This is a genomic window from Legionella gratiana (assembly GCF_001467695.1).
Classification (GTDB): domain Bacteria; phylum Pseudomonadota; class Gammaproteobacteria; order Legionellales; family Legionellaceae; genus Legionella; species Legionella gratiana.
Map to the genome: position 1 here is coordinate 784404 of NZ_LNYE01000029.1, position 24855 is coordinate 809258.

Sequence of the window (24855 nt, forward strand, 5' to 3'; positions counted from 1 at the left end):
GCCTTTTGCACCGTTAAACCCAGAAAAAGCGGGGATACTAGCATTTATATTTAAAGAGATTATTATGGAAAATTATCAAATAACACGAATGACACGTGATGAAATTTCAACTGCTGTGGAATGGGCACGTCAAGAAGGTTGGAATCCGGGATTAAACGATGCCGAATGTTTTTATCACACTGATCCCCAAGGTTTTTTTGCAGGTAAATTAAATGGCCAAATCATTGCCGTGGGATCAGCTGTAGTTTATGACGACCACTTCGCATTTTGTGGTTTTTATATCGTAGACAAAAACTACCGCGCACAGGGGTATGGGATGCAGTTAACCCAAGCTCGACTTGCTTATACAGGTGATCGTAATGTTGGAATTGACGGGGTATTAGATATGATCGACAATTATGCACATATTGGTTATAAATTTGCGCATAATAATGCGCGATATGCCCTCAAGTACAAACCACTTCCTCTCAAGCCAGACCCGTTGGTCGTAAACTTACAAACAGTACCCTTTGCACAACTCACACACTATGATCGTCATTTCTTTCCAGTGCCAAGACCTCAATTTCTTTCAGCATGGATCCAACAAAATACCGCTTTAGCGCTTGGTTATGTTCAAGAAGAACAATTAAGAGGTTATGGAGTTATTAGAAAATGTTTTACGGGTTATAAAATAGGCCCTCTCTTTGCAGACACCCCTTACATAGCAGAAAAACTATTTGAACAATTATCAGAATTTGCTCAAGACCAAACAATCTATTTAGATATCCCTGAAAATAATCCTTTGGCTATTGATTTAGTACAAAAATTTAGAATGTCTAAAGTATTCGCAACTGCAAGAATGTATTTAAAAGATGAGCCTAAACTCTCTATTCAAGGAATTTATGGCATTACTACTTTTGAATTAGGATAAATCATGCGCGATTTAGTAGGTTACGGTCCTGAAGGAAAGGATCTTTTTTGGCCAAACAAAGCAAAAGTGGCCATTAATTTTGTAATTAATTATGAAGAGGGCTCTGAATTAAGCCCAGCCAATAATGATTTAGAAGCTGAAACAAGTGGGGCAGATTTTCCTTTTATACCTAAAGCTAAAGGACAACGTAATCTGAGTATGGAATCATTTTATGAATATGGGAGTCGTGTAGGATTATGGCGCCTTTTACGTTTATTTGATTTTTATCAAATACCACTTACATTTTTTGTTACTGGATATGCCTTAACTTTCAATCCTCTACTGGCAAATTATTTAACGCAACGGCATCATGATGTGGCCGGCCATGGATGGCGTTGGATAAACTATGCAAATGTTCCAAAAAAAATAGAAAGAGAGCACATTCTTTTATGCCTTGAAACCTTGGAAAAACTAACCGGACAAAGACCTAAAGGTTGGTATTCTGGTAGGCGAAGCGAAAATACGCGAGACTTATTACTCGAAATAGGTGGTTTCCTTTATGATTCGGATAGTTATGCAGATGATTTACCTTATTATGTTGATAATCACCTCATAATCCCCTACTCTCTTGATTGTAATGACTTTAAGTTCACAACAACTCCAGGTTTTTATAGTACACAGGAGTTTTACGATCGATTAATGAATACCTTTAACTATCTTTATCAAGAAAAAAGACCTGCTATTATGAGCGTAGGTTTGCATCCTCGCCTCAGTGGAAAACCAGATCGATGTATGATGCTAAGGGACTTTTTAAATCATTTAGTACAACATAAAGACATTTGGATAACGCGACGAATCGATATTGCTCATTTTTGGCTCGAATTATTTCCTCTATAAACATAGAACTGCATTATTATTCCTCTATTTTAACGTTTGTTTAGCGTCTCGTCCTTTAACCTAAAAAAGCAATTGAAGCTCAATTGCTTTTTTAGGTTAAACGGATATTTGTCTTACGCGATCTAATGATATAGACCCAATTCCGGCAACATTCAATTTTAATCCTTCTCCATTTTGCCCGAGGCTTACACTATTCACATTTACTAAAATCAGTGTTTGCAAGGGCATGTCTTTGCCTTCATAAACAGCGTACGCCTCAACCTTATATCTGCCTTCGTTAACCTTCTTGCCATTATCTCCGATTCCATCCCAATTGATCTGAAAAAAACCAGGTTCTGGTTTTTCTAAAGCAATTGTTTTTATATGCTCTCCAGATTCTGTATAAATAGAATGACGCAACATAGAAATACCCGGCAAAACATCAATGACAATCCTCACACAATTTTCAGTATCCCATCGAAAAATACTACTATCAACCAACACTTTACGTCCTACTAAAGCAGAGGCTTGTAATGCTTGATTTGACTGTAATGAAGTAGTCAGTTGTTGCAATGACTCTTGCATTTCTGTGCCCTGTTCATGAGCGGCAAATTGTGCCAATTGAGACAAAAACTCATAATTAACTTGTGGTTGCATAAAATCGTGATCTTGGATTTGCTCCATCATTAAATGTAAAAAATCCTGTTCTCTCAAAGTTTTCTTTATTGAGGAATCAATTTGTTCTAATGAGGAACTTAATGTATCCGTTTCATTAAATGAATTTTTTGTCATTCTTTTCCCCCTTTATTCACTTAACTTTAAAGCACGTCACATTAATTAACGTGAATTCGACATAAAAGGCATAAAAAATACCCTTTTATGTCGCTAAACGAACGTTATCCCATACAAGCATGCTGAGCAGTATTCCTGTATGGAATCCAGTTCTAAATAAAACCAGTTCGATATCAAAAAATCACTTTATTTTATATCGAACTGACGTTAATTAATAAAAAGCAAACGTTGTGCCAACTTCAAATAAATGAGAAAATTAATTGCTATCAATTGGAGTACTTATCCATGTCAACAAACAATTCTCTTCCTGGAAATGCAATAGCTCAAGTAAAAACTTATTTATTGCAACTGCAAAATACCATTTGCTCAAGACTTGAAAATTTAGATAAACAGGCCCGATTTATTGAAGATGCCTGGCAACGTTCTGCCGGAGGTGGTGGAATTACCCGTGTTTTAACGCAAGGCCTGGTTTTTGAAAAAGCAGGCGTTAATTTTTCTCACGTTTCAGGAACCCACCTTCCAGCATCAGCAAGCGCACATCGTCCAGAATTAGCGGGTAGAAATTTTAATGCTCTAGGGGTATCACTTGTTATTCATCCTGATAATCCCTATGTTCCTACTTCTCATGCCAATGTTCGTTTTTTTATTGCTGAAAAAGAAAATGCTGAACCAGTTTGGTGGTTTGGAGGGGGATTTGACTTAACACCGTATTATGGATTTGAAGAAGATTGCCAACATTGGCACCAAACTGCATTTGAGGCTTGCCAACCTTTTGGTCAGTCCATTTATCCTAAATTCAAGCAATGGTGCGACGACTACTTTTTTATTAAACATCGGAATGAAGCACGAGGAATTGGCGGATTATTTTTTGACGACTATAACGAAATAAGCTTTGATCATAGTTTTTCATTGATGCAAAGTATAGGAAATCATTATATTGAAGCCTACGCTCCTATAGTATCTCGCCGAAAAAACCATCCATTTAGTGAACGAGAAAAAGCGTTTCAAAAATACCGTCGAGGACGTTATGTAGAATTCAATCTCGTTTATGATCGTGGAACTTTATTCGGTTTACAATCGAATGGCAGAACAGAATCCATTCTCATGTCATTACCTCCTGAAGTAACCTGGGAATATAATTGGCATCCAGAAGAAAATAGTGCAGAAGCTAAACTTTATACTGACTTTTTACCACAACGTAATTGGCTAATATAACTTAAGTTGTTTTGATTCAACCCGTAAGCAATGAAATGGACTCATACTCCCTCGCTTCTCTCTTCGCTTATTGAGAATGTTCTCTTACTCCGCTATTTATTGGTAAAACTACTTTCTTTAAACAAATCTTTGCTAACAATGCTGCAAAAGCATTTAATACACTCAAAATTAAAAAAATTTGTGGAATTGCTGCAGAAAAATGTAATAAAGCAATAACCAGCAACGCTCCCGCGACCATAAACATAGAGTTGTATATATTATTGGTTGCAATCACTTGCGCCCTTGATTCTGGAGGACTCGCCACTTGTAAATAGGTATATAAGGGAACAATAAAAAGGCCTGCGCTAAAAGCTAGCATAAATAAATCAAATGCAATGCGCCAATGAACAAAGTGATTAAAAAAATTAATTAGAGTAAATACATTTTTCGGCTCATTTAAATGAGGTGTAGCCCAATAAAGATCCATTGAAAAACAAGTAAAAGCAAACATAGCCCAAGGAACGATAGGAAGATGTATTTGTCCTTTAAATATAAAATTAACGGTCAACGAACCACACGCAATCCCTATGGAAAACAACGCGAGAAATAATGCAAAAACTGTGTTATTAGCTCCTAAAACATAGTTTATATAATCAGGAAGCTTAGTAAGTATTACTGCCCCTAACAACCAAAACCAAGATAAAATCAAAATTGCGATTAAAATACCAAAATGTTCAGTAGCCTGCTTCAACATCCTATAAGTCACCCGCCAAATTTGTTTGTCTACTTCAATATTTACCGACTTTGAAGGAGCTTTGGGGATAAACAAACTTGAGATAAGCCCTGCAAGAGCAACTAGTATGGTTAAAAAAACAGCTATATAGGGTTTAGGACCATGGATCCCTATAGACAAAGTACCCATAGTAGTGCCCAATAAAATAGCTATAAAAGTACTGGCATCAATTAAACCTGTTGCACCCAACAAATCTTTTTTAGGTAAATGATCAGGCAAAATAGCATATTTTATGGGTCCAAAAAAAGTTGAATGAACTCCCAAGCCAGTTAAAGTAGCCATCATCAAAAAAATACTTTCCCAATAAAGGGCAAAACTACCAATAATCATTAAAAATAATTCTAAAATTTTAATTACACGAGTCACTAGAGCTTTATCATATTTATCAGCCAATTGCCCTGAGGTCGCTGAGAAAAGAAAAAAAGGGATTATAAATAAAGCACCCGCTATTGCTTGGTAAAACTCAGATTGAGCTTGATTATGAGCGAGATGATAACTAATTAAAGTAAGCATTGCTAATTTAAAAGCATTATCATTAAAAGCACCAAAAAATTGAGTCAGGAAAAAAGGCAAAAACTTACGTTCTTTCAAAAGGTAAAAAGTACTCCTACCCATGTATAAAACTCCATTAGTCACACATAATCGCCCATCCCATTGACTAAAAGATAGGAACGATTATGCTATTCTCACTTACGATATTAATCAATAAAATGAAGGTTTGGTCTATTCACCTAGAGTGTGGAAGAAACAAGATGATTAGGCTTTAATATCAAGCGCCTAAGTGTATCATGAGCCTCTGTTTCACGTAAGAGTTTAGATAAGCCTATCTCAGAAATTTCATTATCTGATAAATCAATATACTTGAGATTGGTGTTCCATTTTAATGCATTGGTAATGAGATAAACTCCTTCATCACGCAATTTATTGCTTTTAATATTTAGATAGGTTAAAGCTCGAGATTCCTTAATCATAGCAGCAATTTCTTCTGCACATGCCTCATTCAAATTATTATATGATATATCCAAAACTTCTAATGAAGAATGTTTCACTACAAAATGATGTAGTGCTTTCATTCCTTCTAAGCCAAAATCATTACAGCTTAACACCAGTTCTTTTAATTCCGTATTTGAGCTAATCGATTCTAATAAAAGCTGAACTCCGGAATCACGAAGCCAATTTAGTGATAAATCTAAAACCGATAACTTCTTCTTTTTTAAACATGAGAAAAAATCAGCAGGTATTTTGTCTCCGATCCAATTATCAATAAATTTAATGGTATTCAGTTTTCTACGGGGTAATGAATCAAATAAGTAGCGAATATCTTCAGTATCAATATGATTACCATAAAATGAAATTTCATTAACTTTTGAAGCTAACTTTAAAATATCGTGTAAGGCTTCATAATCTTTATTATTTAAGTTGGAATGATCAATACTTATCTTTTTTATAAATTTGCAGCGCCTCTTTCCTTTTGATCGTAAGTACTTATTAAGATGAGAAAGAGCTAAATGATGCTGTACTTGTGCAAACTCTATTGACTCCAATTTTCCTTGTTCATGTCTTAATCTGATTGTCATATTCCCCCCCGCTATAAATGGAACTACAATTTTAATTGTAGATGATATTCTGGGAGGGATCCGCTGATTATGAATTTTTAATAAGTTTCGTCAATTAAATCTGTGCCATCAAACGGGTAAGTACATTTCCTGGTCCTACCTCTATAAAAATGCGCTCACCTTGATTTTTTAAATAGCGAATGGTATCTGTCCAACGGACCGGATGTGTCATTTGTTTCACTAGGTTTTCTTTCGCCCTATCATTGGTATAAGGTTCTGCGGTAATATTTGCAATCACTTCGATTTGCAACGGTAAAAACTGAAAAGGTTCGATAAATTGTTTAAACTCATCCGCAGCTGCTTGCATGTATCGTGAATGAAATGCACCACTGACTTTTAAAGGGACACACATCAAAGCTTCTTGAGCGAGTATTTCATTTGCCCTAGCTATATCTGCTGCGAGTCCTGAAAGAACAATTTGTTTCGGTGAATTAAAGTTAGCACAATCTATAGAATCTAATCCATTGATTTGCAACAATGATTTAATTCTGTCTTCTGCTAAATTAACCACTGCGAGCATCCCGCCTCCGCTGGCTTTGGCCATCAACTCACCACGTTTTTTCACCAGCTTCAAACCAGTCTCAAAATCAAAAACACCAGCAGCAAACAAAGCGGTATACTCCCCTAAACTATGGCCTATTAGATAATTAGGTGTTGGTTCTTCAGAAGCTCGAGCTAGAAAAGATAAAGCCTCGATAACATATAGTGCAGGTTGTGTATACTCGGTATTATTTAATTGCTGTTGTGGATCATCCAAACATAATTCTTTGAGAGAATACCCTAAAATTTCATCGGCTTGCTTGATTTGTTCGGGAAAATATGAAAATAATTCAATTCCCATGCCTTTTATTTGAGAACCTTGTCCTGGAAACATATAAACAGTCATTAATGCTCCTTTTCAAACGATAAATCCAAATGTATAAGCCATAATAAAATAGAATTATCCATATTGTCATTAAATAAATTCGCCTACCCCTATCTGGTATTTGCCAGGAATTGCTCCACTTGATAAAAATAAAGTGGAACTCAGTCAATTAATCTGTCTCTTGATCCTATCTCATCAAGAGACAGCTGCTTGCGCAGAGAGGGAGGGATTTCTCAATACCGTCGCCTTCCGCAAAAGCGGGAGGTCTAAAAGTAACCTATCTTTGCTCTAAACTTCACCTTGCAGTCATATGCTTACGAGACCCCCTGCTTACGCAGAGGGTGACGATGCTCTCAATACCGTCTTCTGAGCATAAAGGATTAATCGCTTATTCCATGGGTAATTTTATTAGTGATATGAGTAATCCTTTTACTCGAATTGGACTCATCCAAGAATTATACGTTTGGCGTAACTCGCAACAGACGACTCAATGGACATTGAGCCCAAGCAGGCTCACTCAAGTAGCAGATATAAAACATCCACGTACCGAATTACTTAAAAATCCTCCACCAAAGGATCTTTATAAAGCTTATACCTACTACCAGCACTCTGTAAATGTACCATTTTTAGTAGGGAAGACTTTCGTTTGAGAAACTCAGAATTGCATCAATGATTTTTAGGGCAAATAAATTGTTCCTTGCAAATAAAGATGAGCTGCTCCATAGAGAATAACTCGTTCGCCTTTGACCTCACATTGCAATTTTCCTTGCCGCGCTCCACCTTGCACTGCATTAATTCGAGATTTTTGCAGTTGCTCAGACCAATAAGGTGCAATCACACAATGAGCTGAGCCTGTTACTGGATCTTCAGGAACATTGCATCCAGGGTAAAAACATCGTGAATAAACATCAGAATTTTTTCCTGGCGCCGTTAAAATCAAGCCTCTATAATCTAATTGAGCAATAGCATTCAAATTAGGTTCCGCCTCTTCCACCTCTTGTTGCTTTTCATAAACAAACATTAAATCAAACTGGCTTTTCAAAATGTGTAACGGTTTTTTTAAATTCAGCGCATGTAATTCTGGAAAATTTTCAATGGGAAAATAAGGTAATGCCGGAAAATCCATCATCAGTTCATTTCCATTTTTTCGAACAACAAGCTCACCACTTAAACAATTAAATTTTATCTCTTCTCCTTTGAATCCTAATTTCTCAAAAATAATATAGGCACTAGCAAGAGTTGCATGACCACACAAAGCTACTTCTTCATTTGGTGTAAACCATCTGATATAAAATCCGTTTCCTTCGGGAATAAAAAAAGCAGTTTCTGAAAGATTGTTTTCTAAAGCAATATTTTGCATTTCTTGATCAGTAAGCCAACTCGTTAATGGACAAACGGCGGCAGGATTTCCCTCGAAAAGATTTGTAGCAAAAGCATCGATTTGATATATAGATAAATGTCTCATGAGATCCCTTGAAAAATGAATAACAAGGAATACATATGAGGGATAATTTTAGAAAATTCAAGAGCACAATAAGTTAGCTTATAAAAAAATGGCACAAGCATACACTTTCGATAACAAACACATCCCTGTGACAGCTATTAATTAAGGCACAGCACGAACCGTTTACCGAAATAAAGATAAAATTCTATTCAAAATAGCTTTTCCTCTCCTTCGTTGCATGAAAAATAAACACCCGGGTTACGGCTGTCCTTAGCCCAGGTTTCATTTAACCGGCAGCGAGAGCTGAGAATACTTACGTACCCCTTATTACTTATTCAGTAATAATAGTAACGTCTTGTGCTTTTAAGCCTTTTGGTCCTTTATCAAGCACAAAGGATACAGGATCATTTTCATGAAGTGTTTTAAATCCAACACCTTGAATATCTTTGTAATGAACGAAGATATCATCACCATTCTCATTAATAATAAATCCAAATCCTTTTTTCTCATTGAACCATTTTACATGGCCCGTTTCTCTTTGCGACATTAGCGATCCCCTTTGTCTTAAGCCTTTACAATCCAACTAGTACAGATGTTTATTTCCAGCATAAAAAATACGTACTATTCCCAAGCTGGGTTATAATAAACATTTTCTATATGTACGAAATTCCGGTACATATAGATTAGCATAGCAGTTTTTTATTGATTGTTAAGGATTTTTTTAAAAAATTGCTATCTTTATCTTTTTTTTTTATATTGGAAATACATAATGAATCATACAAAATCAGCTTTTATAAAATTAGCACTTGATTGTCAGGTATTAAAATTTGGTGAATTTATATTAAAGTCAGGGCGAAAAAGTCCCTATTTTTTTAATGCAGGTTTATTTTATCAAGGAAGCACTTTACGACAATTAGGTCAATTTTATGCAAAAACCTTGATCGAACATCATGCCCAATTAGATCATTTATTTGGCCCAGCCTATAAAGGCTTACCACTGGCTACGGCTACAGCTATAGCCCTCTCTGAATTAGATAAAGAAGTAACCGTTACTTTTAATCGTAAAGAAATAAAAGATCATGGAGAAGGAGGCCAATTAATTGGCGCCCCTCTTACAGGTAAAACGGTGATTGTTGATGATGTTATAACCGCAGGCACTGCTTTTAGAGAATCTCAAGCTTTGATTAAGGAGCATGGTGGTCAGCTGACTGGAGTTATCATTGCTTTAGATCGTTGCGAGCGTGGGTTAACAAACGAATCAACACTTTCTGAAATTAAAGCACAAGGTATTGAAGTTTACTCTATTATTACTTTATTTGATTTAATTGATTACTTAAAAAGCACAAATCAATACGAACAAGTAAAAAAACTGGAAGAATATCAATCAACTTATGGTTGCTAAAATGACTAGATAGATAGATATCAATTCATCTTCAACTGTGAATCCCCCTTTAAAAACCAGTGGAAATCCTTCTTCTGGTTTTCCATGTCGCATCAAACAGAAAATAAAACACCCCAAAAGATAACTAAATTAACAAATTGGATATATAATTAACAATAGAAGTATGTTGTTTATGAAGTCCATTATGAAAAGCAAACATGATTCAGTTTTAGATATATTAAAAAACCTCCACGGTGAAAAACTCTCTGAACAAATACAAAAGACAGCTAAAAACTTATCGGATAAAATATCTCCTACACTAAAAAAGAGTCTTCAAGAAAAGTTATCAGAACCGCCATTTTTAGATGATTCGAAAAAAACGAAACCACCTGATAAATCAGAGTGTCCACATCCAAAATCTCATAGAACTCATAAAGCAGACGATGCTATTAAATGGGCTAAAGTAGCCGAACATTGTATTAGTAATTTTGAATTAGCATTTAAAATACAAACTCTCGAAGCTGAAACCGGATTAAAATACCCTCATTGCACCGAAGAAAAGAAGTTTTACTGTGACAACCGCTCTCAATTAGACTCGATTATAAAAGAAGCTGGATCTGCTTATGAACTAGCTATTGGCCCTGTAAATAAGGGACATGACTTAGCCAAAACACCATTACATGATGCACCATTAGCTTCAATTTCATCACAGGTCTCTGAAAGCACCAAAGAGTCATTGAGTCCATTTCAACCCAATAAATATTCACTTTTTCATGAACTAGAAAATGCAAAAGCATTTATGAAAGCAGCCCAAGACCCAGATTATCGTGAATATGCAAATCAAAATTTCGCAGGTGCATTTATTCATCTTTTTAAAGGTCTTGTAGAAGGAGCAATCGTACATGCTACGCCCTTTGAAGATGCAATTGTTAGTTGGGGTCCTCTCGAATTGGCTACCGATAAAATCAAAGGTACTAAAAAAGATGATGAAAACAATTTATTAATATCGAAACTATATAGAGCCATTAAGAATTCATTTGCTAAATCTCCAGAAAGTGAATTAGTTGCTCAAAATCCATCATCCTCTTTAATGGATACCTCTTTATTAGCCGCTACCCCAATCACAACAAAATCTGATGAGACTGCCCCAAGTATAATAGAACCCTATTCGTTTGAGGATACATTAAAAACAACGGCAAAAAACATAGCAGAAACTATTCCTGAGCTCTCGAAAATTATTGAAGAACAAATTCTCAAATACATCCTCGAATTTAACACCGCAAAACTCGAAAGCAGCGAAGAGACATCTATTTTCAAAACAATTCAAGAAAATAGCTGGGTATTTAAATTCATTGAAAAAGATATCTCCAAACATCCACGTTTATATGCAAAAGCAGTCATTATAAATCCTAATGCAAGTACCTATCTTAGTGAGAAACAGAAGAACGATTTTGATTTTATGCTGGAAGCCGTAAAAGCAAATGGATTAGTGTTAAAAGAGGTTGGAGAAAAACTTCATCATCATAAACGCTTTAAAGAGTTAGTCATTTGTGCTGTTCAACAAAACGCAAGAGCCATTGAATATGTAGACACAGAACTTAGGAATGATCCCGATTTAATGTATAACTTGTGGGGAACATCTAAAGGAGGAGGCTTAACCCATGCAATGATTATTCAATATGGAGGTCCTGACGTTCGCAATAACGAATTATTTTCTGATAAAGAGTTTATCAATGTAGCAGTGCGTCAAAATGGTCTTGTTTTAGAGTTTTTACCTAAATACCAAAATGATCCCGATATTGTTAAAATTGCTGTTCAACAAAATGGTCTAGCCTTAAAATTTACTACACTGCGTGACATTTCTATTGTCTTTCCTGCGCTGAAACAAAATGGACTTTCCTTGAGATTTGCTGGCAAAGTCTTTCAAGATGATGAAGAAGCGGTAACTCTAGCAACAACAAGTAATCCAAAAGCCATTTTATTTGCCAGTGAAAAACTAAGAAATAATGAATCATTTATTCTCAAACTCATCAAGAAAAACCCGCGTATTTCTAAATACATCCCCTCTGAAATGAAAAATAGTCCAAAAATACTAACAGCATTGGAAGACACATTAATCCTAGAAGATAAATTAAGAAAAAATAAAACAGATATGGTCTTTTTCGGTTCCCCTAACTCCAAAACCACTACTAAAGAAATAAAGGAACCTGAAAAGAATCCAAAGAAAACACCTTAATTAACGTGAGTTCGACCTAGAGTATTAATACCCAATGCCAATAAGTTGGCGGTGAGTATACATTGTTTATAGAAACATTTTATAACAATTTAGCAATAAAAATACCGACTCCCATTGACAATAATTAAATAAATAGATTAACATTTTATTAATGTTATATCACGCTAATACATTAATATGAAAATACATACTTCAATAAAGCATTCAGCTCTGCCCAATTTAATGCAAGCAATCAGCGTACTGGAAAACAAAGAGGAAGCGTTGCAATTTTTTACTGATTTATGTACTCCAGCAGAATTGGAAGCAATGGCAGATCGTTGGCAAGTGGTTCCATTATTGCGACAAGGTATTCCTTATAGAATTATTCATGAGCAAACTGGAGTGAGTGTAACCACTATAACCCGCGTTGCACGTTGTTTGAGTTTTGGTACAGGCGGTTATGAATTAATCGCGAAGAGATCGGAGTTATCGTGAAAAATCGTTTACGTTTAGCCTTACAAAAAAGGGGGCGCTTATCTGAAGAGTCTTTAAGTTTGTTACAACAATGCGGTTTAAAGTTTCGTATTAAGCCTAATAGCTTACTCACCCACGTAGATAACTTCCCCATCGATCTACTTTTTGTTCGCGATGATGATATTCCTACTTTAGTTTTTGATGGACTATGTGATGGAGGCATCGTTGGTGAAAACGTACTTTTGGAAAGTGCCCTTGCCAATCCCGAAAAACTCTATAAAACCATAGTACAACTGGGTAATTGTACCTGTCGCTTATCTATAGCTATCCCCGAAGCCATGAATTATCAGGGACCAGGAAGTCTCGATGGAAAACGAATTGCTACCAGTTACCCTAACTTACTGAAGCACTATTTAAACAAACAAAAAATATGTGCGGAAATTCTTGTTTTATCAGGCTCCATTGAAGTTGCTCCTCGTATGGGGATGGCCGATGCAATATGTGATTTAGTTTCAACAGGGCAAACCTTAGAAGACAATAAACTGTATGAAGTGGATACCCTATTGCAAAGCCAAGCAGTATTAATCCAAGGCGCTCAAAAAAAATCGCCCCTATTTCAAGATTTATTTGAAATGCTAGCGCGCAGAATACTCGCGGTACAACAAGCCCAAGAACGAAAATATATTGTCTTTCATGCACCAAAATCAGCTCTTGAAGCAATAGCTGAAAAACTTCCTGGAGCTGAATCACCGACTATTTTGCCCCTACCTGGAACTATTAATAAAGTCGCTGTCCATGTTGTTTCCAGTGAGCGAATTTTTTGGAAGACATTGGAAACCATTCAAACACTGGGCGCCAGTTCTATATTGGTTTTACCCATAGAAAAAATGTTGGAGTAACTTTATGTTAACGATAAAAAACTGGCAATCTTTATCCCAAACTGAAAAAATGCAATGTCTTACTCGCCCCTTGCAAACCTCTTCAGTAAAAAATCAGGTACAAGAAATTATAAAAAAAGTACAATCTTTTGGCGATAAAGCATTACTTGCACTTACAGAACAATTTGATGGAGTTCGCTTAGAAAATCTTCAAGTTTCAACACAACAAATAAAAAATGCCTGCATCAGTTCCCAAGCTTTAAATGCCATGAATGAGGCAATAAAAAACATCGAGAATTATCATCAAGCGCTGTTACCAGAGAATAAACGGATAAATACCACTACAGGAGTAGATATATACAGTACTTATAGACCAATTCAGCGTGTAGGATTATATGTTCCTGGTGGTAATAAAACGCCTTTAATTTCTTCATTACTCATGCAAGCAATTCCTGCAAAAGTTGCCGGATGTCCTGTGAAAATATTGTGTACTCCACCTAATAGTGATGGTTCTATAAATAAACATCTTCTTGTTGCCGCACAGTTATGCGGTATTGAGACTATTTATACTATAGGTGGTGCGCAAGCAATTGCCGCTATGGCTTATGGTTCTGAAACCATCACCAAAGTTGATAAGATCTTTGGCCCGGGAAACAGTTATGTTACCGAAGCAAAAACTCTTGTTTCATCTGATCCTAGTGGCGCAGCTATAGATATGCCAGCAGGACCTTCTGAAGTAATGATCATCGCTGATAAGAAAGCAAACCCCGCATTTATTGCTGCTGATTTATTAGCACAAGCAGAACATGGAACTGACTCACAAGTTATTTTAATTTGCGATAATCTACAATTTGCAGAACAGGTAAATCAACAATTAAAAGAACAATTAAAAGCCTTATCAAGAATACACATCATGAACCAATCATTGGCAAATAGCATGATTATTGTCTGTCCTGAAATGGAAATGCAATTGAGTATTATTAACACTTATGCCCCAGAACATTTAATTATAAACCGTGAAGACGCAGAGTTATTGATCGATTCAATCAATACCGTAGGTACCGTATTTCTTGGTCCTTGGGCAGCAGAGACTCTTGGTGATTATGTAACCGGATCGAACCATGTTTTACCAACCAACGGTTTTGCTCGAAATCACAATGGATTAAGCACACTGGATTTTCTCACTTGTTTTAATGTGCAATCCATTAATCAGGAAGGAATCAAAAATATAGGTCCTGCAGCGATCACTCTAGCACACCTTGAAGGATTGGATGCACATGCACAAGCGGTAGCAATCAGATTAAATTCACTGGAGGTTTAAATGTCAGTACTTAACTTAATACGCCCTGAACTATTAAATAACCAAGCTTACATTCCAATTAGTGGTCAAATCAATCATCGTCTACACGCAAATGAGCTTCCCTGGTCTGCATTAAACACAGAGATCGATTTAAATTTTTACCCTGAAAAAATGGCTCAACAGCCCTTATTGGAACAGTTAGCAAAGGTGTATCAAGTAGATGTAAATCAACTTGTTTTGACCCGTGGATCAGATGATGGAATTGATTTAATCACTCGTTTGTTTTTAAAAGCGAGGCAAGATGCATGCATGCAATTTCCACCAACCTTTCCTATGTATTCATTTTATGCTCATTTACAACAAGCCCAACTGATTGAGTGTCCTTTAGATTCCTTAAATTACTTTGAAATTTCAGGAGAAGAGATTCGTAATTGTTGGCAGAACAATTGTAAAATGATTATTCTGTGTAACCCTAATAATCCTACCGCCAGTTTAATCGACCTCGCTCAAATTGCAGCACTATGCAAAGAATATAAAGACCGCTCCATAATTGTTGTTGATGAAGCATATATAGAATTTACCCAGAATCAAAGTGCAGCATGTCTCATTCCTCAATTCGATAATTTAATCGTCTTGAGAACTTTATCCAAAGCCTATGGGCTTGCGAATCTTCGCTTAGGGAGCGTTCTAGCTCAAGCAAATGTTATTCAAGCATTAAATAAAATCATGTCGCCTTTCCCACTTTCCACTGTTGTAATTGATATCGCGCTAAAAGCATTGGCAACACCGGAATGGTTTTTCGAATCAATTAACAAGATTATAAAAGCGCGCACTCAATTGATTCAAGAATTAACACAATGCCCTCTTATTGAGAAAGTTTACCCAAGCCAAACCAATTTTATTCTCATTAAAACGTTATATGCTCGTGAGCTCGTCTCTTGGTTTGCTCATCACGGTATAGCAGTGAGAGATTTTTCACCCCATTCCTCTTTACATGATCATTTACGTATCACCGTAGGAGATGAAGCACAGAATAGGTTTCTTCTGAATACCCTATCTTCTTTTCAACCTAACTCATCCTCAGAGGGATGCAAATAATGCTTTAGGATTTAAAAATGCAAAAAATTTTATTTATTGATCGTGACGGGACTTTAATTGAAGAGCCTTATGATTTTCAAGTTGATTCATTGGATAAAATCAAACTTACGTCCGGCGTAATCCCCGCTTTACTGCAACTGCAGAAAGAAGGGTTTCGGTTCATTATGGTAAGCAACCAAAATGGTATAGGTACACCTGCTTTCCCCGAAGATGCTTTTTTAATGTGTCATGAATTTACTTTGGATCTCTTTTCATCCCAAGGTATTTATTTTGATGAGATTTTTATTTGCCCACATATGCCCGAAGATAATTGCTCGTGTCGTAAACCCAAAACGGGTTTGTTAGACCAATTTATGAAAAAAACCCTAATTGATAAAGTATCTTCTTGGGTCATTGGCGATAGAGAAACGGATCGTCAGTTAGCGGACAATTTAGGAATAAAGTTTTTACCGATTAATCAAGAACATGGATGGGAACAAATTACGAGCACGATACTTAATCACAAACGTACTGGATTTATTCGAAGAAAAACACAAGAAACAACGATAGAATTATCAGTGCTATTGGATTCTGACCAGACCAGCTCTATCAATACCCCTATACCTTTTTTTAACCATATGCTCGAACAAGTAGCAAAACATGGTGGATTTAATCTAGAGCTCTATGCTAATGGTGATGTAGAAGTTGATGATCATCATTTAATCGAGGATACTGCGATTGCTTTAGGAGAAGCACTGAAAGAAGCACTTGGAAACAAATGGGGCATTAATCGCTATGGGTTTACTTTGCCTATGGATGAGTCTATTGCTTCTATCGCCATAGACATAGGTGGTAGAGGTTTTTGTGTGTTCCAAGGGCAATTCACTCGTGAATTTGTTGGCGGTATGGCCACAGAAATGGTTCCTCATTTTTTTAATTCGCTGGCCAATGCTTTAGGCGCAACGATTCACATTGAAGTTACCGGTAAAAATCATCACCATATGATCGAAGCCTGCTTTAAATCACTAGGTAGAGCATTAGGCCAAGCGTGCGCAAAAACAAATCATTCTTTACCGTCGACTAAGGGGGTTTTATGATTGCTATTATTGATGTGAGTGGCACTAATCTAACTTCCTTAACGAATGCATTACAACGGTTAGGATTTAATTATCAACTCACTCACAATGCCCAAGAAATCAGTAACGCAAGCCATGTGATCCTTCCTGGAGTGGGTACAGCATCTTATGGCATGAATGCATTGCATCACTATGGATTAATTGATGTCATTACCTCATTAGAACAACCATTATTGGGTATATGTCTCGGTATGCAATTATTACTTGAAAGCAGCGAAGAAGGAAACGTGCCATGCTTGGGACTGATTCCTGGAAGAGCCCAGCGGTTACCTCGGAAAGAGGGTTATCCAGTGCCCCACATGGGCTGGAATCAATTGCAATGGTGTAAACAGACACCCTTACAGTTTGGATTAAATGAAAATAATTATGTTTATTTTGTGCATAGTTATGCACTTTGCACCACTGAATATGCTTTGGCTTATTGTGAATACAATGAATCTTTTACGGCAATCATTCAAAAGAACAACATTTGGGGTATGCAATTTCATCCCGAAAAATCAGCTGAAACTGGAATGACATTGCTTAAAAATTTTTGCAGTACATAGATTTAAATTATTACTACGTAAGCTAGAACTTATTATTATCGGAGGCTGTATGATCCTTATCCCAGCAATTGATTTACAAGCAGGTCGTTGTGTGCGTTTACGCCAAGGACAGTTTGATCAAGTCACTCAATTTGATATATCACCTATAGAACGTGCATCGTATTTCTCCAAATTAGGAGCAAAACGATTACATGTTGTTGATTTAGATGGAGCTAAAACTGGAACCATGCAACAACTCTCGTTAATTTGCGCTATGCAAAATAGGGGAATTACAGTACAAGCAGGTGGTGGAATTCGCTCCTTAGAACAAGCAAAAATCTGTTTTTCTGCAGGAATATCACTCTTAGTGATAGGGAGTATAGCGATTACTGATCCTGCATTAACCGCACAAATTATTAATGAAATCAGCCCCCAAAATATAATCCTTGCTCTCGACATTCGCATGAAGAACAACATCCCTTTACCTGCTACTCACGGCTGGCAAACTACTTCAACTATGAATTTATGGGAAGTTGCTTCCTATTATCAACAATTGGGTATTACGCAAATCTTATGCACTGATATTGCCTATGATGGCATGATGCAAGGACCAAGTTTTGATCTTTATAAAGAAGCGGTAGAACGTTTTCCCAATATTGCTTGGCAAGCTTCTGGAGGCATTCGTCATCAAGATGATCTGACCAAGCTGCACGCACTAGGTATTAAAGCAGCGATCTTGGGACTGACTATGTACCAAGATGCGTTTAATTTGAAATCAATGTTATCAAACCCTGTAATGACAACGGAATGAAATACCTAAACGACATTTTATTAAAGAGTACACATTATGTTAACTAAACGAATTATTCCTTGTCTTGATGTACGCGAGAATCAAGTCGTCAAAGGAGTTCAATTTCGCAACCATCAAATTGTTGGTAATATTCTCGAACTCGCTGCCGAGTACTCCGCATCCGGAGCAGATGAACTGGTCTTTTATGATATTACAGCAAGTTCAGAACAACGTTCTGTTTGCCCTAAATGGGTGCATCAAGTTGCAGCAATAATTAACATTCCATTCACCGTTGCTGGTGGAATTCGCTCTCTTGATCAGGCAAAATCACTATTAAATGCCGGAGCCGATAAAATATCCATTAATAGCCCTGCATTGGAATCTCCTCATTTAATTAACGAATTAAGTAGTAATTATGGAAGCCAATGTGTCGTTATTGGAATTGATAGTCAATGGATAAATGATGATTATTATGTTTATCAATATACGGGAGATGAGAAAAAAACAATTAATTCCAAACGCAAAACATGTGAGTGGATTAAAGAAGTTCAAGACAGAGGTGCAGGAGAAATTGTATTAAATTGCATGCAAGCGGATGGCGTACGTATGGGGTATGACTTACGGCAGTTACACGTGATGCGGTCTTTATGTGAGGTACCCTTAATTGCATCGGGAGGGGCTGGAGCGTTACATGATTTTACGCAAGTCTTCCTTAAAACCAAAGTAGATGGAGCTTTGGCAGCTAGTGTATTTCACAATAAAATAATAACAATCCACGACATTAAATTAGCATTAAAGAAAGAAAATATTGAGGTACGATTATGAATCATATGGAAATTAACGCTTTAGATTGGAAAAAAATGAACGGCTTGTTACCTGCCATTATCCAAAATGCAGAAAATGGTAATGTTTTGATGTTAGGTTATATGAACCAAGAAGCTTTAATTGCGACATTAACTACAGGTCAGCTTAATTTATACAGCCGAAGCCGTAAACGATTATGGCGTAAAGGCGAAACTTCCGGCAACAGCATGTCGGTTCAGCATATTAGTGTTGATTGCGACAATGACAGCTTATTAATTCAAGTGCTACCTAAAGGACCTGCTTGCCATTTAGGATATGCTAGTTGTTTTCAGCCTACAAATAACACCAATCTTGGTTTTATACATGAATTAATTGATCTCATCAATGAACGCGCTGATTCGCAAAATGAAAACAGTTACACAGCAAAATTATTAGAATCTGGGCTCAGTAAATGCGCTCAAAAAGTAGGTGAAGAAGCTGTGGAAACAGTCATCGCTGCTGTAAACAATGATCGTGAAGAATTAGTGAATGAATGTGCCGATTTAATCTTTCACTTATTCGTTTTATTAAAAGCTTGTGAGTTAAATTTTTATGATGTATTACAATGCTTACAAGATAGGAATACGACTGTCCATAGTTGAAAATTTATGTACGTCGTGATGGCACTACGTTAAGCGTTTTTGACTAAATTTTTCTCATCTTGATAATCCCGTGGCTTTGGCCACGGGGCGTAGGCATCCTTAACTTAGTGCCATTAATACATGCCTAATTCATTGACGTCTTTATCGAATAGATCTTACACAACCGCCAACAAAACCGCTGTCAGATAATTTCCTTCAGGAAAAGATGCTAATGTAGGATGGCAACTTGCTGGACCATAAACCCCTAATATACGCGCTTGTTTTCCTACAGCTCCTGCTTGAATACTCACCAAAGAACAAAACTCTTGAGATGAAAGCGCCGCGGAACAATTACAGGTCATTAATAAACTCCCTGTCTTCATATGCTTAAATACTTCGCGATGTAAATAACGATAGTAATTTTTCGCACGTTGTAAATGCTGTTGTGAAGGAACTAACTTGGGAGGATCCAAAACAATGACATCATATTCCCCTGCTTTTGTTAAATAATCACGGGAATCAGCTTCGATAAACTCGATTTGTGTTAACTCATTTAATAATGCATTCTTTCTACCTTGAGCAATAGCCTGAGCAGAACTATCTACAGCAGTAACTTTTAGTGCACCTGCTTTAGCAGCATGTAAGGCAAAACCACCGGTATACGAATAAAGATCTAATACATTTTTACCATGAGACAACTGAGCAATACGCTGATGATTCTCACGTTGGTCAAGAAATAAGCCTGTTTTTTGAGCTTGGGCAAATTCAACTTCATAAATTATCCCTGCTTCGAGAACGTTTGCATGATGATGTGTTTCTTGTTCACAACTTTGTTGCCATCCATCCTGACTTAAAGGTTTTTTTTGGGGCATCCAAATCAATTGATCCGTAGGAAATAATTTTTGCAGTGCCTGGCTAATGATTTCTTTATTGAGCTCCACCCAATAAGCGGAACTCGCAATAACACATGTTTGATTAAACCGATCTATGGTTAGACCAGAAAGTCCGTCTGCTTCGCTATTAAACAATCGATAGGCAGTAGTTTCTGTATTAGGTAAATTTAAACACTCTCGTATTAACTTCGCTTGTTTTAAGCGATCAATAATTAAAGAGTTTAAATTACTTGTATTAATAGACTCCGTAGTAAGTGCTAATACTCTAACCCGATAAAGCGAGTACTCATTGAAAACTCCCACCCCAATAAGTTCTCCATCTGCATTATGGATATCAACTAAATGACCTGTAACTAATTTTCCATTTGTTTTTGCAATAGCTTTGGGAAATATCCATGGATGTCCGCGTAGGACAGTATTTTGTTTTGCTGCAAGCAAAGTAATTTTTGCATTCATTTATCTATTTCCCCAAAAACAAAAATCGGCTAATCTACACAAAGACCGAAAGACCTGCAATAATCTTTATTTCATAAATCTGAAAAGCGGAGTCTCGATCATAATAAACTAATTGAAAAATAAAAATACAAGGCCTATTATGCCACAAAAAATAATACCACTATTTGATGGAGATCATAAAAAAGGTCTTGCTCTGAATCTAAAACATAATTTTAATTTATCTATTATGGTTATTCATAGTGAATACATTCCTGCTTTAAAGAAAAATACATCATGTTTAGCAATTAATTCATTCTGGTAAAAATATGGAAAAAACACCCAAATTATCCTTTGGCCTTACTCTAGGTGCTTTAGGGGTAGTATTTGGCGATATTGGTACAAGTCCATTATATGCTTTAAAAGTGACAATGGATAATCTACCAATCACTCAATCAACAATTCTTGGGGTTTTATCCCTCATTTTTTGGTGTTTGATAATTATCATTTCGTTCAAATACTTAATCATGATTTTTCGCGCAGATAACGATGGAGAAGGCGGAATTCTTGCTCTTTTAGCGCTAATGAAACATAAAAGTACTAAATATGTACCTTTATTTTATATCGTAGCCATTTTCGGAGCAGGTTTACTCTTAGGCGACGGCATGCTTACCCCTGCTATATCCGTGATCAGTGCTGTTGAAGGCCTTAGCACGCTTTCACCCGCATTTGAACCTTATATACTTCCTATTGCTGTAGTGATTCTGATATTCATTTTCATGTTGCAATCAAGAGGAACTGGGCGGATAGGAAATCTCTTTGGCCCCTTGATATTTATATGGTTCCTTACTCTAGCCATACTTGGTGTTGTACAAATTGCTAAAGCGCCCATGGTTCTTACTGCAATAAATCCTTATTATGCCTTTTCCTTAATACAAAACACTGGATATAAAGGCTATTTATTATTAGGAGGTATTTTCCTGGTTGTTACTGGAGGAGAAGCACTTTATGCTGATATTGGACATTTTGGCAAAAAACCAATTCGTATGAGCTGGTTTACTGTGGTCCTTCCTTCCCTAGTTTTAAACTATTTTGGACAAGGAGCTAACTTACTGTTACACCCCAAAGCCATTGACAACCCTTTTTATATGATTGCACCTAATTGGTTTTATATTCCTTTAATTATTCTTGCTACTATTGCAACCATAATTGCATCACAAGCAGTGATTTCCGCAACCTTTTCTTTAACAAAACAAGCGGTTTTACTGAGCCTATGTCCACGCATCCCTATAGTACAAACATCCAAAGATTATTCGGGTCAAATTTATGTACCCCAAATTAACATCATCTTGTTTATTGGAACCTTAACATTTTGCTTTACGTTTAAAACATCAGATAATCTTGCCCACGCTTATGGGATTGCAGTAAATACATACATGCTCTTAATTGATGCTATGGTTGCCTATGCTGCTCTATCCATTTGGAAGTGGTCAAAATTTAAAGTTGCGTTGATATTTGGATTGTTTTTAAGTATCGATTTCGCATTTCTGGGTTCAAATGCTCACAAATTTCTCACTGGCGGTTGGGTTCCAGTGACATTTGCTTTGCTTATAGCGACCATTATGTATACTTGGAAATTTGGCTTGGAGTATCTACAACAAAATTATTATATGAATAAAGATGATATTTCTAAAATTATCAAGCAACTCGAATATAAAAGTTTAAATCAACTTACTGATTTAACAGCAATTTTTATAACTGATGTTTACGATAAAAGTGGCGGAAGCTTTCTCCATTTCTTAAAACTATGCCGAGCAGTTCCTAATCGAGTACTTATTCTTAATTATATTGTAGATAATATTCCTTATGTACATTACAGCCAACGTTATGAAATCACTTGCTTACACGAAAAAGTATTTAACTTAACTTTGCATTACGGATTTATGGAGACAATTTCCATACCCAGAGCATTGGAAAGAGCTTCGAGCAAAAATCTTTTTCCCTTTAAATTAAATATTGACCGAGCTACATATATGGTGGAAATTCCCAATATTTCAGCATCTAAGACAAAAAAATCATTGACTTTTTTCTGGCAGGAAAAATTATTTGCTTTTTTAATACGCAATTACTCAACTAATTTGAACATAGATTTTTATAAATTACCGTACAATAGAACTATGGCTATTGGTACTTATTATATTATGTAATTCAGGAGTTTTTATATGTGGTTTAACAACGCTCTTATCTATCAATATGAACTGGATGACACTTGTGATCTCACTGCTTCTTTGACTGAAAACAGTCTAAAGCCTTGCCCTCCTCATGCACGATTTGTTTATGGTTGGCTCCCTACTTTTGGGGATGAAATGATTCAGGAGGTTGCTGCTAGTTCCCTAATTTGTTTAGGTAAAGAAGAACGCCTACTTCCTCGTGGTGTCATTAATAAAATGCTTGCTGAGAAAATACAACGGCTCGAAGTACAACAAGGACGCATGGTAAAACGAGCTGAAAAAGCGCAAATGGCAGAAGATATTGAGTTTGAACTGTTGCCAAAATCATTTTGTATCCAAAAAAAGCTTCTTGCTATTCTGGACAGTGCCAGTAAAAGAATCATTATTAATACTTCCAGTTCAAATCAAGCATCGCAACTCACTTCATTCCTACGTAAATCAGTGGCAGATATCTCTATTGAACCTCTTGCCCATACAGAAAATCTTGCTTTACGATTTGCAGAATGGATTTATTCTCCAGAAACACTTCCTCAACATTTTCAATTAGCCTCAGATTGTTTACTCTTCTCTCTTGATGATGAAAAAAAGCGTGTGCATTGTAAAGGCTATGAGTTACCCGCCGAAGAAATCGTGACTCTCCTCTCGCAAGGCATGGCTACTGCGGAAATCTCCTTAATCTGGAAAGAACGAATCCAGTTGACCTTGACACATGACTTTACCTTTAAAAAGCTGAAAAGCCTTGATTACCTCATCGATGATTTTAATGAAATCAAACAACTCGATGAAGAATATCAACAACGTGATGCGGCACTTGCTTTGCTATCTGGAGAGCTTCGAGAGTTAATTAATGATCTTTTAGCAGCACTGATAGTAAAAGAAACAGAGTCTGTTGTATTAGAAACCGCATAAGCACTCTAAAAAGCGTCCCAAAAGAGTTTACGGTGGCCCAAAATAACTGCCCTCTTGGCTAGAGTTCATCGTATTAATCTTCACGCTTCTGAATAATGCTTTCTTACAATGACGTTGGTGGAAGATTTAGCCTGCCAACTCTATGAATAAAGGTAATATTATGGGATAATTATTAGCCAATTTTAACAAAATTAGTCTACCCATTATGAAAATAAAAGCAATTTCTTTAATGATCTTTACTTTTTTTCCTGTCGCTTTATTCGCTAATACTGCGACTTGTCCCTTATCAAATGGAATCAATGTACACACCACACAGCGAATCTTAAATATTTGCCAACACGGCACTGTAATTAAGACTTTTAAAGTAGCTCTCGGAAACAAAGGTGTCGGTAAAAAGAAATCGGGTGATAATAAAACTCCAGTTGGTCTATATAGATTAGCTCATCCAAGAAAATCCAATCAATTTAAAGTATTTATTCCAATTCTCTATCCGACTACAAAGCAATTAGCCGCAGGATATACAGGTAGAGATGTAGGGATCCATGGGCCAACTCAATCATCATCTAGTCGATTTGGTTGGTTAAGCAACTTACCCTACTCAACGCGTGGATGCATTGCTGTTGGCAAAAATAACTATATCGAGTATGTAGCTAATTGGGTAAAAGCCAATCCTGGAGCTAAGGTTTTAATTATTTAATTTATATGATTTGTAGAGGACATTG

General features: G+C 36.3%; 25 protein-coding genes. 18 read left to right on the forward strand and 7 right to left on the reverse strand.

The window, feature by feature from the left end:
• The first annotated feature begins 64 nt into the window (after nt 1-64).
• Nucleotides 65-910 carry a GNAT family N-acetyltransferase gene (locus Lgra_RS16515; protein WP_058500353.1) on the forward strand — a complete coding sequence of 282 codons (846 nt, stop codon included), beginning with the start codon at nt 65-67 and terminating at the stop codon, nt 908-910.
• A gap of 3 nt (nt 911-913) precedes the next feature.
• Nucleotides 914-1786: a polysaccharide deacetylase family protein gene (locus Lgra_RS16520; protein WP_058500246.1), complete on the forward strand. Its 873-nt coding sequence runs from the start codon at nt 914-916 to the stop codon at nt 1784-1786.
• A 96-nt stretch (nt 1787-1882) separates the two neighbouring features.
• Here Lgra_RS16520 and Lgra_RS16525 read toward each other — a convergent pair whose 3' ends face one another.
• Nucleotides 1883-2557 (reverse strand): flagellar hook assembly protein FlgD, encoded by a 675-nt coding sequence (locus Lgra_RS16525; RefSeq protein WP_058500247.1) that lies wholly within the window; start codon nt 2555-2557, stop codon nt 1883-1885.
• Between the two features lie 285 nt (nt 2558-2842).
• On the opposite strand from Lgra_RS16525, the gene hemF reads away from it, so the two are divergent.
• Nucleotides 2843-3772 carry an oxygen-dependent coproporphyrinogen oxidase gene (gene hemF, locus Lgra_RS16530; protein ID WP_058500248.1) on the forward strand — a complete coding sequence of 310 codons (930 nt, stop codon included), beginning with the start codon at nt 2843-2845 and terminating at the stop codon, nt 3770-3772.
• A 67-nt stretch (nt 3773-3839) separates the two neighbouring features.
• On the opposite strand, the gene Lgra_RS16535 is transcribed toward hemF, so the two are convergent.
• From Lgra_RS16535 to fabD, 3 genes are all read right to left on the reverse strand, one after another.
• The gene (locus Lgra_RS16535; RefSeq protein WP_058500249.1) at nt 3840-5159 is read right to left on the reverse strand and encodes an MFS transporter; all 1320 of its coding nucleotides are present in this window, start codon (nt 5157-5159) and stop codon (nt 3840-3842) included.
• 116 nt (nt 5160-5275) lie between these two features.
• The gene (locus Lgra_RS16540; protein ID WP_058500250.1) at nt 5276-6121 is read right to left on the reverse strand and encodes a leucine-rich repeat domain-containing protein; all 846 of its coding nucleotides are present in this window, start codon (nt 6119-6121) and stop codon (nt 5276-5278) included.
• A gap of 94 nt (nt 6122-6215) precedes the next feature.
• Nucleotides 6216-7046, reverse strand: a complete 831-nt coding sequence (fabD, locus tag Lgra_RS16545) for an ACP S-malonyltransferase (RefSeq protein ID WP_058500251.1) — start codon at nt 7044-7046, stop codon at nt 6216-6218.
• Between the two features lie 326 nt (nt 7047-7372).
• Here fabD and Lgra_RS16550 point away from each other — a divergent pair, with 326 nt between their 5' ends.
• Entirely contained in the window at nt 7373-7675 is a 303-nt protein-coding gene (locus Lgra_RS16550; protein ID WP_058500252.1) for a hypothetical protein, read from the forward strand.
• A 26-nt stretch (nt 7676-7701) separates the two neighbouring features.
• Here the strand turns inward: Lgra_RS16550 and Lgra_RS16555 are convergent, their stop codons facing one another.
• Together Lgra_RS16555 and Lgra_RS16560 are read right to left on the reverse strand one after the other, a co-directional pair.
• Nucleotides 7702-8490 carry a PhzF family phenazine biosynthesis protein gene (locus tag Lgra_RS16555; protein WP_058500253.1) on the reverse strand — a complete coding sequence of 263 codons (789 nt, stop codon included), beginning with the start codon at nt 8488-8490 and terminating at the stop codon, nt 7702-7704.
• Nucleotides 8491-8800: 310 nt separating this feature from the next.
• On the reverse strand, nt 8801-9016 hold the full coding sequence (locus tag Lgra_RS16560) for a cold-shock protein (RefSeq protein WP_003631957.1): 216 nt from the start codon (nt 9014-9016) through the stop codon (nt 8801-8803).
• 222 nt (nt 9017-9238) lie between these two features.
• Here Lgra_RS16560 and pyrE point away from each other — a divergent pair, with 222 nt between their 5' ends.
• The 11 genes from pyrE to hisIE all read left to right on the forward strand — a co-directional run bounded on the left by pyrE (nt 9239) and on the right by hisIE (nt 19689).
• On the forward strand, nt 9239-9871 hold the full coding sequence (gene pyrE / locus Lgra_RS16565) for an orotate phosphoribosyltransferase (protein WP_058500254.1): 633 nt from the start codon (nt 9239-9241) through the stop codon (nt 9869-9871).
• 184 nt (nt 9872-10055) lie between these two features.
• A complete protein-coding gene (locus tag Lgra_RS16570) occupies nt 10056-12086 on the forward strand; it encodes a DUF4116 domain-containing protein (protein WP_058500255.1) in 2031 nt (676 codons plus the stop codon).
• Between the two features lie 177 nt (nt 12087-12263).
• Complete coding sequence (locus tag Lgra_RS16575; protein WP_058500256.1) at nt 12264-12560, forward strand: YerC/YecD family TrpR-related protein; 297 nt, start codon at nt 12264-12266, stop codon at nt 12558-12560.
• Nucleotides 12557-13438 carry an ATP phosphoribosyltransferase gene (gene hisG / locus Lgra_RS16580; protein ID WP_058500257.1) on the forward strand — a complete coding sequence of 294 codons (882 nt, stop codon included), beginning with the start codon at nt 12557-12559 and terminating at the stop codon, nt 13436-13438. Before Lgra_RS16575 ends, hisG begins: the two co-directional genes overlap by 4 nt.
• Nucleotides 13439-13442: 4 nt before the next feature.
• Nucleotides 13443-14738: a histidinol dehydrogenase gene (hisD, locus tag Lgra_RS16585; protein ID WP_058500258.1), complete on the forward strand. Its 1296-nt coding sequence runs from the start codon at nt 13443-13445 to the stop codon at nt 14736-14738.
• Nucleotides 14739-15815 (forward strand): histidinol-phosphate transaminase, encoded by a 1077-nt coding sequence (gene hisC / locus Lgra_RS16590; RefSeq protein WP_058500259.1) that lies wholly within the window; start codon nt 14739-14741, stop codon nt 15813-15815. It begins immediately after the preceding gene.
• A gap of 17 nt (nt 15816-15832) precedes the next feature.
• Nucleotides 15833-16891 (forward strand): bifunctional histidinol-phosphatase/imidazoleglycerol-phosphate dehydratase HisB, encoded by a 1059-nt coding sequence (hisB, locus tag Lgra_RS16595; RefSeq protein WP_058500260.1) that lies wholly within the window; start codon nt 15833-15835, stop codon nt 16889-16891.
• Nucleotides 16888-17475 carry an imidazole glycerol phosphate synthase subunit HisH gene (gene hisH, locus Lgra_RS16600; RefSeq protein ID WP_058500261.1) on the forward strand — a complete coding sequence of 196 codons (588 nt, stop codon included), beginning with the start codon at nt 16888-16890 and terminating at the stop codon, nt 17473-17475. Before hisB ends, hisH begins: the two co-directional genes overlap by 4 nt.
• 49 nt (nt 17476-17524) lie before the next feature.
• On the forward strand, nt 17525-18265 hold the full coding sequence (locus Lgra_RS16605; protein ID WP_058500262.1) for a 1-(5-phosphoribosyl)-5-[(5-phosphoribosylamino)methylideneamino] imidazole-4-carboxamide isomerase: 741 nt from the start codon (nt 17525-17527) through the stop codon (nt 18263-18265).
• 36 nt (nt 18266-18301) lie between these two features.
• A complete protein-coding gene (gene hisF, locus Lgra_RS16610) occupies nt 18302-19069 on the forward strand; it encodes an imidazole glycerol phosphate synthase subunit HisF (RefSeq protein WP_058500263.1) in 768 nt (255 codons plus the stop codon).
• On the forward strand, nt 19066-19689 hold the full coding sequence (gene hisIE / locus Lgra_RS16615) for a bifunctional phosphoribosyl-AMP cyclohydrolase/phosphoribosyl-ATP diphosphatase HisIE (protein WP_058500264.1): 624 nt from the start codon (nt 19066-19068) through the stop codon (nt 19687-19689). The genes hisF and hisIE overlap by 4 nt, the downstream gene beginning before the upstream one ends.
• Nucleotides 19690-19844: 155 nt before the next feature.
• On the opposite strand, the gene Lgra_RS16620 is transcribed toward hisIE, so the two are convergent.
• Nucleotides 19845-21017 carry a class I SAM-dependent rRNA methyltransferase gene (locus Lgra_RS16620; protein WP_058500265.1) on the reverse strand — a complete coding sequence of 391 codons (1173 nt, stop codon included), beginning with the start codon at nt 21015-21017 and terminating at the stop codon, nt 19845-19847.
• Nucleotides 21018-21322: 305 nt separating this feature from the next.
• On the opposite strand from Lgra_RS16620, the gene Lgra_RS16625 reads away from it, so the two are divergent.
• From Lgra_RS16625 to Lgra_RS16635, 3 genes are all read left to right on the forward strand, one after another.
• The gene (locus Lgra_RS16625; protein ID WP_058500266.1) at nt 21323-23200 is read left to right on the forward strand and encodes a potassium transporter Kup; all 1878 of its coding nucleotides are present in this window, start codon (nt 21323-21325) and stop codon (nt 23198-23200) included.
• Nucleotides 23201-23215: 15 nt separating this feature from the next.
• Nucleotides 23216-24133, forward strand: coding sequence for a recombination-associated protein RdgC (locus Lgra_RS16630; RefSeq protein ID WP_058500267.1), 918 nt, complete (start codon nt 23216-23218; stop codon nt 24131-24133).
• Between the two features lie 205 nt (nt 24134-24338).
• Nucleotides 24339-24830 carry a L,D-transpeptidase family protein gene (locus Lgra_RS16635; protein WP_058500268.1) on the forward strand — a complete coding sequence of 164 codons (492 nt, stop codon included), beginning with the start codon at nt 24339-24341 and terminating at the stop codon, nt 24828-24830.
• The last annotated feature ends 25 nt before the right edge of the window (nt 24831-24855 follow it).